The organism is Streptomyces sp. NPDC047108 (assembly GCF_040643575.1).
In the GTDB taxonomy this organism is placed as follows: Bacteria; Actinomycetota; Actinomycetes; order Streptomycetales; family Streptomycetaceae; genus Streptomyces.
Map to the genome: position 1 here is coordinate 55,648 of NZ_JBEYUP010000016.1, position 14,881 is coordinate 70,528.

At 74.0% G+C, this 14,881-nt stretch carries 8 protein-coding genes; 5 read left to right on the top strand and 3 right to left on the bottom strand.

The window, feature by feature from the left end:
• The first annotated feature begins 4 nt into the window (after window positions 1-4).
• On the top strand, window positions 5-2,851 hold the full coding sequence (locus ABZ822_RS25325) for an AAA family ATPase (RefSeq protein ID WP_360858573.1): 2,847 nt from the start codon (window positions 5-7) through the stop codon (window positions 2,849-2,851).
• 179 nt (window positions 2,852-3,030) lie between these two features.
• Window positions 3,031-3,486 carry an ATP-binding protein gene (locus ABZ822_RS25330; RefSeq protein WP_360858576.1) on the top strand — a complete coding sequence of 152 codons (456 nt, stop codon included), beginning with the start codon at window positions 3,031-3,033 and terminating at the stop codon, window positions 3,484-3,486.
• Window positions 3,487-3,701: 215 nt separating this feature from the next.
• On the opposite strand, the gene ABZ822_RS25335 is transcribed toward ABZ822_RS25330, so the two are convergent.
• The 3 genes from ABZ822_RS25335 to ABZ822_RS25345 all read right to left on the bottom strand — a co-directional run bounded on the left by ABZ822_RS25335 (window position 3,702) and on the right by ABZ822_RS25345 (window position 11,758).
• Window positions 3,702-6,266, bottom strand: a complete 2,565-nt coding sequence (locus ABZ822_RS25335) for a LuxR C-terminal-related transcriptional regulator (protein ID WP_360858579.1) — start codon at window positions 6,264-6,266, stop codon at window positions 3,702-3,704.
• 550 nt (window positions 6,267-6,816) lie between these two features.
• Window positions 6,817-9,402, bottom strand: coding sequence for a helix-turn-helix transcriptional regulator (locus tag ABZ822_RS25340; RefSeq protein ID WP_360858582.1), 2,586 nt, complete (start codon window positions 9,400-9,402; stop codon window positions 6,817-6,819).
• A gap of 184 nt (window positions 9,403-9,586) precedes the next feature.
• Entirely contained in the window at window positions 9,587-11,758 is a 2,172-nt protein-coding gene (locus ABZ822_RS25345) for a LamG-like jellyroll fold domain-containing protein (RefSeq protein ID WP_360858586.1), read from the bottom strand.
• A gap of 465 nt (window positions 11,759-12,223) precedes the next feature.
• Between ABZ822_RS25345 and ABZ822_RS25350 the strand changes: the two genes are divergently transcribed.
• From ABZ822_RS25350 to ABZ822_RS25360, 3 genes are all read left to right on the top strand, one after another.
• Window positions 12,224-13,720, top strand: a complete 1,497-nt coding sequence (locus tag ABZ822_RS25350) for an APC family permease (RefSeq protein ID WP_360858589.1) — start codon at window positions 12,224-12,226, stop codon at window positions 13,718-13,720.
• A 1-nt stretch (window position 13,721) separates the two neighbouring features.
• Window positions 13,722-14,138 carry a universal stress protein gene (locus ABZ822_RS25355; RefSeq protein WP_360858592.1) on the top strand — a complete coding sequence of 139 codons (417 nt, stop codon included), beginning with the start codon at window positions 13,722-13,724 and terminating at the stop codon, window positions 14,136-14,138.
• 69 nt (window positions 14,139-14,207) lie between these two features.
• Window positions 14,208-14,774: a DUF3841 domain-containing protein gene (locus tag ABZ822_RS25360; protein ID WP_360858595.1), complete on the top strand. Its 567-nt coding sequence runs from the start codon at window positions 14,208-14,210 to the stop codon at window positions 14,772-14,774.
• Window positions 14,775-14,881: the final 107 nt, after the last annotated feature.

Here is a 14,881-nt window from a genome sequence, read left to right on the forward strand (position 1 = left end):
TCCGATGGAGCGCGGAGCACGCGCCGGAGGCTGCGTGAACGTCCCGCCCGGGAGCGGCCCGGGGCCCGGCACGCCCCCCTTCGTGGGCCGCCGCGCCACGCTCGGCCTCATGGCCGCCGAGGCCCGCGCGGCCGCCGCCGGGCAGCCGCGCGTGATCCTCGTCGAGGGACCGCCTGGCGTCGGGAAGCGGCGGCTGATCCAGCACTTCACCGAGGGGCTGCGGGGATTCCGGGTCCTGGTGGCCCACGGCTCGGACACCGCGCAGGACCGGCCGTACGCGATGCTCGGCCAGCTCCTCGGGCAGGTGCCGCCCGGTGTCGTCCGGCGCCTGCCCCTGCTGAGCACCGGCGTCTTCTCGCCCGTCTCTCCCATCGCTGTGAGCGCCGAACTCAGCACGGCGCTGGGCGTGTTGGCGGACACCTCGCCCGTCGTCCTGGTCCTGGAGGAGGCTCAGGCCGCCGACGCCGCCTCGCTGGACGCGGCCGCCTCCATGACGCGCGGCCTCACCGACCGGCCCGTCCTGACGATCGTCGTGGCCACCACCTCGGCGACCCGCCCCGCGGGATCGCACGGTCTCGGCTTCGGCGTCGACCTGCGCGTCCCCCTGACCGGTCTCGGCCCGGACGAACTGGGGGAGCTGGCCGCCGTGGCCGGTTCGGACGAGCCGCCCGAGGAGGCCGGGCAGCGCCTCCACCGGATCACCGGTGGCAACGCCCTGCACGCGACCCTGCTGCTGTGGCCGCCGGAGGCGGCGATCGACGGACCGGCCGAAGAGACACCGGCCGGGTTCGCCGACACCGTACGGGCCCGGCTCGCCCTGCTCCCCGAACCCTCACGCCTGCTGCTCGAAGGGCTGGCCGTCCTCGACGCCCAGGTCTCCCTGCCCCGGCTCAGCAGGCTCGTGGGCGTACCCGACGCCGCCGGCGCCCTCGAACCCCTGCTGCGCGCCGGACTGGTGCGGTGGTGGCCCGACGAGCCGTCCACGGCGGTCGCCCCGGGGCACCGGATGCTGCGCGACGCGGTGTACGAGGCCCTCACGCCGGAACGCAGGCGGCAGGTGCACGCGCGCGCGGTCGGCCTGGTCGACGCGGGTGCCGCCTGGGCGCACCGCGTCGCCGCGGCCACCGGCCCCGATGCCCGGCTCGCGGCCGAACTGGCCGCCGCCGCCCGCGAGGAGAGCGCGCTGGGCCGGCTCGGCACGGCCGCCGAGTACCTGTCCTGGGCGGCCGACGTCGCCGAGGACCGTGAGGACCGCGAGCGCCACCTCATCGGCGTCGTCCGCCTCAAGTTCTGGGCGGGGGAGGGCAATCTCGTCCGCCGCTACCGCGACCTCGTCGCCGCGGCGAAGCCCACCGCCAGGCGCCAGGAGGTGCTGGGGCTGCTGGCGTTCGCGCAGGGCCGCCTGGTGCAGGCCCGCCGGCATCTGACGCAGGCCCTGGCCACCGCGGCCGAGGACGGCACGGGACCGCTGGCGACCGCTCGTACGGGCGTCGAGCTGGGCTGGGTGACGGCCGTCCTGGGACTCGGGCGGGAGACCGTCCGCATCGCGGGCGATGCCGTCGCGGCCCTGGAAGGCGCCGACGGGGGCCACTTGGGCGCGCTCGTGCGCGACACCCGGGCCGCCGCCCGGTCGCTGGGCGCCTACGGGCAGGGGCTCGTGGCCGGCGCGGAGGCCGGTCTGCGGACGCTCGACTACCTTCCCGACGACCCGAACCTGGTCGAAGAGGCTGATGTGTTCGGGCTGACCATCCGCGGCATGCTGCACTGCCTGTCCGGCAAGGTGTCCCTCGCCGCCTCCGAACTGGCCACCGTCGTACGCCGTTCACGCCCCGGCACCTTCCAGGTCCTCGGCCTCGCCGGATACGTGCACCTCATCGTCTGCCACATGATGGACGGGTCGTGGGACAAGGCGGAGTGCGAGACCAGGACCGCGCTCAGCGCCATCGACGCGCACGGCCACGCCATCGACCACGCCGTCCTCCACTCCCTGGCCGCCGCGCTGGCCGCCGGCCGCGGGGACACCGCCCAGGCGCAGACGCACATGGAGGCGGCCCGCGCCCGCTCGGTGCTGCTCGACTACCGCGGCCCGGAGTTCTACTCGGCGCTCGCCCAGGCGCTGGCCGCCCGCTCGCGCGACGACGCCCAGGCGGTCCTCGCGGCCCTGGGCACGATCGCCGACGCCGCACGCCTCAACGACTGCTACCGCCTCTACGCCCTGTGGTGGACGCCCTTCTACATCGACGCGGCCGTGTCAGCGGGCCGGGTCGGGCGGGCCCGCGCCGTGCTGCGGGAGTTCCTCCCCGAACCCACCCCCGGCTGCGCCGCCCGCGGTCCCGAACTCGTACGGCTGTGGCTCACCGCGCGGGTCCACGAGGGCGAGGGGGCGGTCAAGGCCGCCGCCCGGGCGTACGCGCTCGCGGCCGAGATCGCTGAGGAGGGCGGGGACATCCCGCTGTTCCGGGGACTGATGGAGCAGGGCCACGGCCGGTTCCTGCGCGACCTGGGCCAACACGCGGCGGCCGAACGGGAATTGCTCACCTCCGCCGCGACCTTCGGCGCCATGGGCGCGGTCGCGTTCGAACGGCTCAGCCGCGACGACCTCGCCTCGGCCCACGGGTCCGGATCCGCCGACCTGGCCGTGCTGGCCACGCTGAGCCCGCGCGAGCGCGATGTGGCGCGCCAGGTCGCGCTCGGGCGCACGAACCGGGAGATCGCGGAGCATCTCGTCATCAGCGTCAAGACCGTCGAGTATCACTTGGCGCGAACTTTCGCCAAGCTCGCCGTCCGTGACCGCCGCGGCGTACGCGATCTGATCCAGCGGGTCTCGGAATCACCCGGCGGAGCAGGGTGAGCTAGAAGGTCTTTGCAGTCTCGCGCGAACGTGCGGACGGCAGTATTCCAGCCATGGGGTTGCGACACCGGTACGCGCGCCCCGGGGGTGCGCCGGGGCCACGGCGCCGAACCGGCGCGGACCGCCTGCCGGTCGGACCCGCTCCGCACGACCGGCCGACATTCCCGGAGGGCAAGTCCGTGAGTCTCCTCGACGACCACCGCCGCTGCGAGTACGCCGGCGAGCCGGGACTCACGGCCGTCTACGACACCGGATTCCGGCTCGCCTCGAAACCCACGGCGCCGTTCCTGGCACGGGACCGGGTGGCCCGCATCATGCAACGCTGGGGTCTCGACGGCGGATTGCGCGACAACGTGACGCTGGTGATGTCCGAACTCACCGCGAATGCCGTCCTGCACGCGTCCGGAGAGGGCAACCACGTCCTGGTGGCGCTGAGCCTGGGCACGAGATTACGTGCCGAGGTCACCGACGCCGATTTCCGGCACGAGCCCGAGATGCAGTTCTCCGGTGCGTCCGACGAGGGGGGCCGCGGACTTCTCCTGGTGCACGCGCTCAGCGCGGACTGGGGAGTCCGGTCGTATCCGCCGCTGGGAAAGACGGTGTGGGCCGAATTCGCCCTGCCCGGGGTCTCCTGACAGCTCGGATCGAGCCTCCGATCGCTCCGGGGACTTCCGGTGCACTGGGTTTCCGGTTCTCCGGGCCGAGCGCGTCGGGCCCGCCGGAATTTCCGGGAACTCCGGGCAGCCCGGGTCGGTGCATGCGGCATTCCCGGTCCGTACGCCCCCGGGAATGCCGCATGCACGGAGCAGGACCCCGGGGACGAACCCGTTCCGTACCGGAAGGGGCGCCGTCAGTCCGTGTCCTCCAACGACTGCCACCAGGCCCGCAGTTCGTAGCGATTGTGCACACCGGCCTTCGCGTAGATGTTGCTGAGGTGGAAGGCGATCGCGGCCGGGGTGATGTAGAGCCGGGCGGCCGTCTCCTTGTTCGTCAGGCCCGAGGCGACCAGGCGCGCCACGTCGCTCTCCCGTTGCGTCAGCCGGTAGCCGCGCGCGGACCGCGGCAGGCGCAGCCCGGCCAGTCCCTCGGCGCACCGGTCCAGCAGGGGCCGGGCCTCGAGCAGCGACGCGGTCTCATGGGCGGCGCGGTACCGGTCCAGCGCCTCCCTGCGCTTGCCCGTGCTCGCGAGCAGACCGGCGTGGTCGGCCTGCAGACGGGCGCGGTACCAGAGCAGCGGCCCCGGGATCCGCGCCGCCTGGCTCTCGGCCTCGCCGAACCGGTCGAGCGCCGCCTCCCGTTCGCCCGCGTACACCGCCGCCAGCCCCTCGCCCCAGGACGCGAACATGCGGTCCCAGGCGGTTCCGCCCCGCTCGCGCAGGATGGTGAGCGACGCCAGGGCGCGGTCGAGCAGCGCCTCGTCCTCCGCGAGGGACGCCGCCTTGAGCACTTCCAGTTCGCGCCAGGTCGGCAACGGCGCGAACGGCACGGGGAGTTCGCCCGGACACGGCGGTACGGCGAGCAGACGCCGGGCCCGCTGGGCGTCTCCCGATTCCACCGCGGCGACGAGCCGCGCGAACCGTGCCGCCCACCCGCTGAGCGTGGGTGGCGGCGACGCGCCGGATCCCCTCTCGTCGTCGGGCACCGTCCGGCCGCGCGCGGCCGCGATCAGGTCGTCCAGCGGCCCGGCCAGCGGCTGCCACAGCCCGGTGGCCGACCGGGTCGCCATGCGCGCGTAGAGCCGGGCGAGCGTCCAGTCCCCGCGGAGCCAGGACAGATGGCCCAGCAGGATGTCGGGGATCCCGGTCGGTGCCGTGTCGGGTGTGACGAACTCCAGGTCCAGGACCGCGTGTACGGCTCGCTCGCACCGCTCCAGCTCACCCGCCTCCAGCCGCAGCCACGCCTCGGTCAGCAGCATGCGACGGCGGACCGGGGCGGGCCTGCGGCCCGTGGGGATCCCCGGTTCCGTGGTGGGGGAAGCGATGGTCCGCAGCGCGGCCGTGGCACCCTCCTCCCGAGCTGTCACGACCGTCTCCAGCCATTCGTACAGACTGGTCCAGTAGGGGTCCTCCGAGGGCGCCGAAGCGTAGTCCTTCAGCAGCGGCCGGATCCGGGCCGACGGGTAACCGGCAAGCCAGCGGGCCTGGGCGAGCCACAGGATGGCGGCCGCCTTCTCCTCGGCGGACCCCCTCTCCGCCGCGGACCTGCCCCGCCCGGCGGTGCCTTCCGGACCGGGCACCTCCGCACCCGACACGTTCGCACCCGACTCCTCAGGGCCGGGTACCTCGTGGTCGGGGCCTTCCGGGCCGGTCTGCCGGTCCCCTGCTGTCAGATGCTCATGAGCCTCCGTCAGCTCCGCCAGCGCCTTGCGCAGATCGCCTTCGAGGGCGTGCAGCCGCCCGGACAGCAGGAGGTGACGCGGGGAGGGCGGGTGGCGCCGTACGGACCCGAGTTCGTTCCTGGCGGCCATCGTGTGATGGGCGCGCAGCCGGAACTCCACGGAGGCGAGCTGCCGTTGGGTGATCCGCCCCGCGTCCAGCGACAGGTCGGCCGCGTGCCGCAGCAGCCGCGCCGCCTGCGCCGCATGACCGCCCTGGCCCAGGACGTACGCCTCCTTCTCCAGTTCGTCGGCGAGCGCGGGCAGCGGGGAGCGGGCGGCGGCGGCCCGGTGCAGCAGCCGGTCCGCCCCGGCGGACCAGTGCTGGGCCCAGGCGTGCGCCGCATGCCGTTCCGCCGGTGACATGCCGGCCCTGACCACGGGCCGGAGGCGGTCCTCCACCCCGGCCGTGCCGGTGCGCGCGTCCCAGGACACCAACCCGGCGTCCAGGGCGGGCTGAAGCGCCGTCGCCAGGTCGTCCGAGTGCGGAAGAACGGTGCCCACCCGGGCGTACGACACCCGGCCGCCGAGGACGGCCAGGGCCTGGACGAGCCGGCGGCTGTCGCGCGGCAGCCCGCGCAACCGCTCCGCGGCCTCGGCGAGCGGCGGGCCGCCCTGCAGCTCCGGAGGCCGGCCGCCGGTCGTCCGTGCCGCCGCCCGTGCCGCGGGCGCGGTACCCCGGAGCGCGGCGCCCAGCAGGGCGTCGCCGGGCAGTCTCTGCAGGACGAGGGTGACTTCGTCGCTCAGCCGCCCGCAGGGGAGCGAGCCGTCGGAGCCCGGCGGACGGAACGGGTCCGCGCACCGCAGAAGATCCCGCAACGCCTCCAGGACATCGGCGAGTTCCCCCTCGTCCGTCCCCGGTTGCCAGCTCAGCACATCGGCCGACGTGGTCACCCCGATCGCGAACTGCAGTTCAGGACGCCCTCCCTCACCCGGGCCAGCCCGGAACAGCAGCGCGTCCATCCCCGGGAACGACGGGCACACCCCGGTGCCCCATGGGTGTCCGCCACCACACGGACCGTTCTCCGGGTGGACGGTCATCCTGTGCTCCGTTCGGCCTGTGGTGGTTCCGGGACCGGTCGGGCGCGTCAAAGGCCCCTGTGGCCGCGGCTGTTCACCGCCGCGGGGGTCGGCGCCCGTCCGGCGGGGCGCCGGCGCCTTCCCGAGGACGGGGGATCCCGGGGGCAGGCGCCGGGGCCCGGCCCCTCCCGCTCCGCGTTGCGGGAAGTCTCATCGGCAACATCCGTTGCTTCCGGCTCGCCTCATGTTTGCCGCCCCATCCTCCGAACGCACTGGTGAGAGTGGCTAGTTGCGGCCCGTGCGCGGCCGTCGCTCCCGCCCGCGAGGGGCCGGTTCCCGTTGCGGTTACACCGAAGTAACTCGAAGGTTCTCCCAGTTCCGCCCCCGGTCCGCCACGGAGCGGGTCCGCGCGGGCTCGCTCCGTGAGGGGCGCGGGCCCCGCCCGGTGAACCGCACACCGCCCGAGGTCGCCCGGCACAGCAGGGGAGCAGGCACCGGCCCCGTCCGCGTGCCCGACGGAGCGCGCCACGGCGGCCGGGCGGTGCGGAGGGCCGGTCCTCCCGGGCCATGATCAGTCCGCCGCCTCGCCCAGCGACTGCCACCAGGCCCGCAGCTCGTACCGGTTGGACACACCCGTCTTCGCGTAGATGTTGCTGAGGTGGAAGGCGATGGACGCCGGTGTGACGAAGAGCCGGGCCGCGGTCTCCTTGTTCGTCAGCCCCGAGGCGACCAGGGCGACGACATCGGCCTCCCGGTCGGTGAGCCCGTAGCCGTTCGCGGACCGAGGAAGGCGCAGCCGGGTCAGGCCCGCGGCGCAACGGTGGTGCAGGGGCCGCGCGCCGAGCTCGGCCGCGGTCTCCTGCGCCGCCCGATAGCGGTCCAGGGCCGCGCGGCGCTTGCCCACGTTCGCGAGCACGTCCGCGTGGTCGGCCTGGAGCCGCGCCCGGTACCAGGGCGTACGGGCCCCCGCCGCGGCCGCCTGGCGCTCGGCCTCGGCGTAGTGCTCCAGCGCGTTCTCCCGCCGCCCGGCGTGAGCGGCGGCCAGGGCCTCGCCCCATGCGCCGAACATCCTGATCCAGGCGGAGGCCGACCGCCGCCGCAGCCGCCGCATCGACCGCAGCGAACGCTCCAGCAGGGTCGTGTCGCCGACCAGCACCGCGGCCCGCAGCAACTCCAGCTCCCGCCACGGCATCAGGGCCGTGGGGAGTCCGCTCGTGCCGGAACGGGGGCGGTCCGCACCGAGGACGGCCGCCACCCGCGCGGCGTCGTCGGCCTCCACGGCACCGACGAGCCGCGCGAACAGTCCCGACCACGCGCACAGCACCGGCTGTTCCTCGGCGCCGACGGACCGGCACCGCTCGTCGTCCTCCGCCGCCTCCCCGCGCGAGGAGGCGATCAGCAGGCCGAGCGATTCCCCCAGCGGACGCCACAGCGGGGTCGCCGAGTTGACGGCCATGGAGGCGTGGAGATCGGCCTGTGCCCAGTTCCCGCGCATCCAGTGCAGATGGCCGAGCAGGACCAGAGGGAGGCCGTCCGCCGACGACGCCTCGCTGATGGCCGACACGTCCAGCGCGCGGTGGACGGCGCTCTCGCACCGGTCGAGGTCCCCGGCCTCCAGATGCAGCCACGCCTCGATCAGCAGGGTCTTGCGGGAGGCGGACGCGGAGCGGGGATGGGCCGGGAGCGACGCCGAGCGGATGGCGCTCAGTGCCTCGGCGGGTCCCTGGTCCGCCGCGGCGAGCAGCATGTCGAGCCATGCGCGCATGCCGTGCCAGTACGGGTCGTGGGTGGCCGTCCGCCGGGACGCCTCCAGCAGGGGACGGATCACGGAGGTGGGGCGCCCGGCCAGCCATCGCGCCTCCGCGAGCCAGAGCAGCGATGCCTGCCGTACGTCGGCGTGCGGGGACTGCCGTACGCCGAGGTGGTGCGGAGCGATCTGCCGTGTCACGCCGTTGCGCGGGGCGGCCGGTCGTATCGCGCCGTTCTGCGCGGCGGCCGGTGAGCTGCCGCTGCGGGCAGAGGTCTGCTGTGTCGCGCCGTCGTACGGGGAGCCATGCCGCCCGTCCGTGCCGGAGGGGCCCGACGGGACCGACGCCGGCCCCGGGGCGCTCTGCGCCTCGGCGGCCAGACGTTCGTGCGCCTCCGTCAGCAGCGCGAGCCCCGTGCGCAGATCGCCCTCCAGTACGCTCAACCGCCCGGCCAGGACCCGTTCGTGCACCGAAGGCCGGTGTCCGCGCAGCGCCCGCAGCGCGGCCCCGGCCGTGGAGCAGCGGTGCAGCCGCAGGTCGTGCTCGATGGAGTGGAGCAGCCGCTGCGTCCCGGTGGCGGGGTCGGAGGAGAGGTCGGCCGCGTAGCGCAGCAGTGTGGCGGCCTGCGCCGAGTACCCCTCCGCACTCAGCGCCTCGGCCTCCTTCTCCAGCGCGTCCGCGAGCGACGGGGACGGGGCCTGTGCCGCGGCGGCCCGGTGGAGCAGCGCGTCCGGCCCGTCCGACCAGCGCTCGGCCCAGGCGTGCGCGGCCTGGCGCTCCGGCGGCGTCATCCCGCCCAGCAGGCGGCCCCTCAAGTCCTCCGGGACCTCGGCCTCCCCGCTCCGCGCGTGCCAGCGCAGGAAACCGGCGTCGAGCGCGCTCTGCAGGGCCCCGGCCAGGGCGTCCGGCTCGTCCACCAGGGTGCCCAGCCGCGGAACGGCGACCGGCCCGCCGAGCACGGCCAGGGCCTGGACGAGCCGGCGGCTCGGCGCGGGCAGGCCCTCCAGGACGCCGCCGGTGGTGCCCGGCCGCTCCGTCCGCCCGCCGGAGGCGACGGCGGTGCCCAGGACGAGACCGTCCGGCAGCCGCCGCAGGATCACCGTCACGTCGTGTTCCGGGTTCCCGCACCGGAGCGCGCCCTCCGGCAGCGGCGCGCCGGTGCCGAGCTCGGCCAGGAACTCCCGTACGCCGCCCAGGACTTCAGCCATCGCGTCCTCCGGGAGCCCGGGGCGCCAGGTGTGGACGGTGCCGTCGGCGGCGACGGCGAGGACCAGGTGCGGGGCCAGGGAACCGTCGTCCTCGGGGGCGGCGCAGAACAGCAGCGCGTCCGACGCCGGGAAGCGGAGACGGACGGAGGCACAGGGGGAGCCCGTGCCGTCGAACGCGCATGTGTCCCTGGGGACGGGCATCTTCGCACTCTTTCGGGAGGGACCGGTGGACGGAATGCGTCCATGATCTCGGCACTCCGGTCCACCGGTACTGGTGAAACTCCCTAGTGCGGCACCCCGGGGTCGTACAGGGCCCCGCGGGGTTCCCGGGCTCCGGGCAGGCGGAACGCCGGGCCGTACCGCCCGCACACCGGCCCCGGTCCCGTCAGGACGCCAGCTTCGCCGCCTCCGCCGCCGCGATCGCGCGCGGGAAGGCCCGTACGTCGTCGATCGAGCCGTGGAAGGTGTCCGAGGGACGCCCCTCCCACTTGCCGCGCCCCACCGTGAAGGCCCCGTTGGCCGACCAGTTCTTGGTGTGCCGGGAGGTGTCCTCCAGCCTGCCGTTGACGTAGAGGCGCAGTTCGTTGTCGGGGGCGTCGTAGATCCCCGTGAGATGCACCCAGCTGCCGACGGAGGGGCTGGTCTCGGAGACGGCCTCGTCCTCGTCGGCGTCGGAGGAGTCGATGTCCTCCAGGGCCAGCCGCCACCGGTCGATGCTGGCGTCGTACTGCAGGAAGAAGCGGCTGACGTCCTCGCCGTCCTGCCCGACCGCCGTGAAGAACTCGCCCTTGGAGTCCAGCTTGACCCATGCGGCCACGGTGAAGCTCCGGTCGGTGGACACCGCCTTCGTGCGGCCCTCGACGTACTGGTCGCGCCCGTTGAAGGTCAGGGAACCGCCGCGGGCGCTGCTCCTGCGCGGGGCGCCCACCAGGATGCCGGAGTTGCCGTTGCCGGAGTCGTCGGCGGTCGTCCCGCCGCCGATCTCGTCGAAGTCCCAGTGGACGGAGGCGCCGGGCACCGCGGGGGCCGCGGGCGTACGGCCGGGGGAGGAGTGCGTCGGCGACGGCTTCTTCGTGGGAGTCGGCTTCGGCTTGGGCTTCTTCGCCTCGGTCTGCGTGGGCGTGGCCAGCGTGGGTGCGGGGAGGGCCGGATCGTAGGTCGGCCGGGGCAGGCGCGGAACGGTCTGGCCGCCGGACCGCTCGGAGGTGTCGGTCAGGGCGATGATCGTGGCCGGTACGGCGATGGTCACCGCCGCCAGGGCCGCCGCGACGGCCAGATGACGCGGCTTCGCCCAGGGCGTCGGCTCCGGTACGGCCCGCGAGTGCCGTCCCGAGGACATGGCGGACCGCGCGGGCGCGGCCCTCCGCGCCGGCGACGTCCTACGGGCCGGCCAGGCCGCCCCCGCGGGCAGCGGCTTGCGGACGAGCGGCGCCGTACGGGCTGCGGCGGACGCCCGTATCAGGGCCGACCTCCGCACCGCGGACTCCCGCAGGGGAGCGAGCCGCCGTACGGCGGCTCGGGCCGCGTCACGCACCGCTCGCGCCCAGGACACCGCCGCCCGGCGCGCCGTGTCGCGGACGTGCCGCAGCACGACGGCCATCCGGTCCGACGCCGGTGGCCCCACGGGCGCCGGTTCAGGAGCGGGAGGCGCCGGTACGGGCGTCCGCAGGCCGGCGGCCGACACCCGCCCGGCGAGATAGCGGGCGCCGCCCCAGGGCAGCAGGCCCTCGGCCAGCAGGGTGTCGCAGTGGTCCTGCATCCGCAGCAGGTCGTCGAAGGCCCGGTTGCAGCGGGGGCATTCCGCGATGTGGCTGTCGAGGCCGTACGCCACCTGCGCGTCCCTGAGGCGGGTGGCCGCGACGACGAGGCGGTTGAAGCCCCGGCACGGTCCGTCGACCCGCTCCTCGTACACCTGGATGTAGCGGCTGCGGAAGCGTTCGCGGGCGTTGAGGCACCAGGTGCGGACCGTGCTCGCCGGGACGCCCAGCAGCCGTCCGATCCGGCCCGCGTCCTCGCGCTCGACGAGGTCGTGCCAGAGCACGGTCTGGGTGCGTACGGGGAGTTGGCGGAAGGCCAGTGACAACACGGGACCCTGCCGGGCGTCGGCGCCGCCGAGCGCCGTGCCGGGCACCTCGGCGGCGCCGCTCCCCAGCCAGTCACGGAGGTCGGGGCTGAGATCGCTCACGCGGTCGGAGCCCGACCAGTCGACCGCCGTGCGCAGCACGCGCGTCAGCAGGTGCGGGCGCCACGCTTCCTGGGGCACATGGGCGTCACCGATGGAGGTCGCGGCGCGGCGGCACGACTCCTCCGCCAGGACGTCGGCCTTGCGGGGCGCGGAGACGCAGAGGGACGCGTACGCGCGCAGGGCGTCCTGGTGGCGGGACCACAGTTCGTCGGCCGCTTCGCCCGCGGCGCCGGAATCCCGGCGGACCAGCCGCACCAACTCCATGTCGCTCAGGACCGCGTGATCGCGGAAGCCCGTCAGGCCGGGCGCCCCGGTGGCTTCCGGGGTTCCGTCCGCGCCTGCGACGTGGTGGTTCTGCCCGTGGTGCGACACCAGTGAATTCCCTCCAAAACCCTGCGTGTTGACACATCCGCCCGACTGTCCGGTGGCCGAGGCAAGCGGAGGCCAGGCCGAATGTAGTGACAACCCTGGCAGGCGTCCATGCATGTCGCCCGGCTGTCGATCAACAACTCGAAAGTCTTTCCAGGATCGGTGGGATTGCGATATTGGATCGCCGCGGGCGCATCGCGAGGTGGGGAGCCGTGGCGGCGGCCGCCGCCACGGTCCGGACCCGCCGCGGCCGTGGGGCGCGGGGGAGTGCCGACGCGCCCGAGCCGTCAGCGCGTTGGCCGGTGCCGCCGCCCGTTTCCGCCTCCGCGTATTCCTTCCGCGCAGGTGTTCCGATGAAAGCGGAACGCCGTTTCCTTGCCGGACACGCGTCCCCGAGAATGCTCCAATGGTAAATAACGGACGTATTGCGCTGTTCTATGGATTCACCACATCCGGAGCGAGGGGAACATGACCGACGACACCGCGACGGGCGCCAAGCCACCCGGCGAACTGAAAGCCAACGCGATCGGCTTCGTCGACGCGCTCGTCATCGGACTCAACGCCACCTCCCCGGCGTACTCGGTGGCGGCCGTCATCGGGCCGGTCGTGGCGCTCGTCGGCATCTACGCACCCGGCGTGATGCTCGCGTCGTTCGTGCCGATGCTGCTCATCGCTTCGGCGTTCTACTACCTCAACAAGGCCGACCAGGACTGCGGAACGACCTTCTCGTGGGTGACCCGGGCCATGGGCCCGTGGGCGGGCTGGCTCGGCGGCTGGGCCATCGCGATGACCGGCGTCCTGGTGGTCGGATCCCTCGCGGACGTCGCCGTGAGCTTCACGCTCCTGGCCTTCGGGCTCGACAGCTGGGTCGAGAACGACCTGGTGCGCCAACTGCTCACCGTGCTGCTCGTCGTCGTGATGACCGGTCTGTGCGTCATCGGCACCGAACTGTCGGCCCGCGTGCAGAACGCCCTCATCCTCGCCCAGGTCGCCTTTCTGCTCGCCTTCGTCGTGGTGGCGCTCTACCGCGTCTACGCGGGCACGAGCGACTTCGACTCCATCACCCCGGACATCGACTGGCTGAGTCCCTTCGCCGAAGGCGGCGCCGCGCTCACCTCGGGTCTGCTGCTGGGCGTGTTCATCTACTGGGGCTGGGAGTCCGCGGTGAACCTCACCGAGGAGACCGAGGACCCCGCCACCGCTCCCGGCAAGGCCGCCGTCTGGTCCACGGTCATCCTGCTGGTGACGTACGTGTCGGTCGCGTTCGCGGTCGTCGCCTACGCGGGCCCGGACTACCTCGCCGAGAACGCCGGTGAGGAGGAGTTCATCTTCGCCCTGCTCGCCGGTGAGGTGATGGGCGACTGGGACTGGGTGGTGCTGCTCGCGGTCGCGACGTCGGCGATCGCCTCCACCCAGACGACGATCATCCCGGCGTCGCGAACGGCCCTGTCCATGGCCCGCCGCCGCGCCCTGCCCGCGCACTTCGGCCACATCCATCCGCGCTTCCGGACGCCCGACGTGTCCACCTGGTGGGTCGCCGGCATCGCCATCGCCTGGTACATCGTCGTCTACCAGATCAGCAGCAACGCGCTCTTCGACTCGCTCACCGCGCTGTCCCTGCTCATCGCGTTCTACTACGCCCTCACCGGCCTCGCCTGCGCCGTCTTCTACCGGCACCAGCTGACCAGGAGCGTCCACCACTTCCTCTTCATCGGCCTGGGGCCGGTGATCGGCGCCGGGCTGCTGGCGTGGCTGCTCGTGGAGTCGGTGCAGGACATGGCCGACCCCGAGAACTCCTACAGCGGCGTCTCGTGGTTCGGGCTCGGCCCCCCGCTCGTCATCGGGATCGGCATCGCCCTCGTCGGCGTGCTGATCATGGTGGTGTGGCGGCTGAGGTCCCCCGCGTTCTGGTCGGAGCGCCGCAGCGTGGTCGACCCCGCGCTCGTCAACGGCAAGGAGTCCTGAGATGTCGGTTGTCCTCGGCTACGACGAGTCGCCGGGCTCGGCCCGTGCCCTGCGCGTCGCGATCGAGGTGGCGGCCGCGTTCGGCGACCCGCTGGTCCTCGTCTTCGGCGCCGCGGCACCGGGCGGTACGGGCGAGGAGTACCGGACGCACCACGAGGCGATCCGCCAGGCGGGCCGCATCGGGCTGGACCACGCCGTCATGTCGGCGGACGCGGCCGGGGTCTCGACGACCGTCGAGGTCATCGACCAGAAGCCGCCGCAGGCCCTGATGGACGCGGCCGCGCGCCATGACGCGCGCGTCATCGTCGTCGGGACGTGGGGCGAGAGCCCGATGCGCGGCGCGCTGCTCGGCTCGACTCCGCACAAGCTGCTGCACCTCTCCCCGATCCCCGTCCTCTGCGTGCCCGGCGAGGAGTGAGGCGCGGCGTCCCGTCCGGCAGCGGGAAAACCGGGTGCCGGCCGGGACGCCGGGTGCGATCGTGACCCCATGCGGTTGTGGACGGTGCAGCACCACGGGGCGGTCCCGGTCCTTCATGAGTCGGGACTGCTGACGGGGGACTGGAGCCGCGTCGCCCCGTCCCTTCGGCCGGGATACGACCTGATGGTGGCGGAGATGCGCCGGCGCGGTATCGACGACGGTGGCTGCCCGCCCGTATGGGCCTGGGCCGGGCCCGACTCGCGCGACGGACGGGTGCTGCAGACGGCCCGGTCCCTGCTCAGCCAGGTGGAGTGGGAGCGGGGCGTCGTCGTGCTCGACCTCGAGGTGCCCGACGCGCTGGTGGTGACCAGCTCGTACGGCTGGTGGAACGACGTCCTCGCCGCCGTCCTGTCCGGGGAACCTCTGCCCCCGACGGACTTCTCGACCGGACCCGACGACGAGCGCGAGGAGGAGTTCCGGATCCAGGCCGTTCTTCCTCTGGTCCGCCGTGCCTGGGTGCGGGACGTCCGGCCGCTCGCGCCTCCCGCCGATCTCGTGGAGGACTGGCCGGACCTGCGGACGGAACCGCCCGGCCCGTCCGCCGCCGTCAACGGGGCGGCGGACGAGGCGCGTTGAGGGAGGGGGCGCGTACCGCGTGGGCTCGTACGGTGCGAGGCGAGGTGGCTCGTACGGCGTGAGGCGGGGCAGTGAGGCGGGACAGACTTCGTACGACGTGAGGCGGG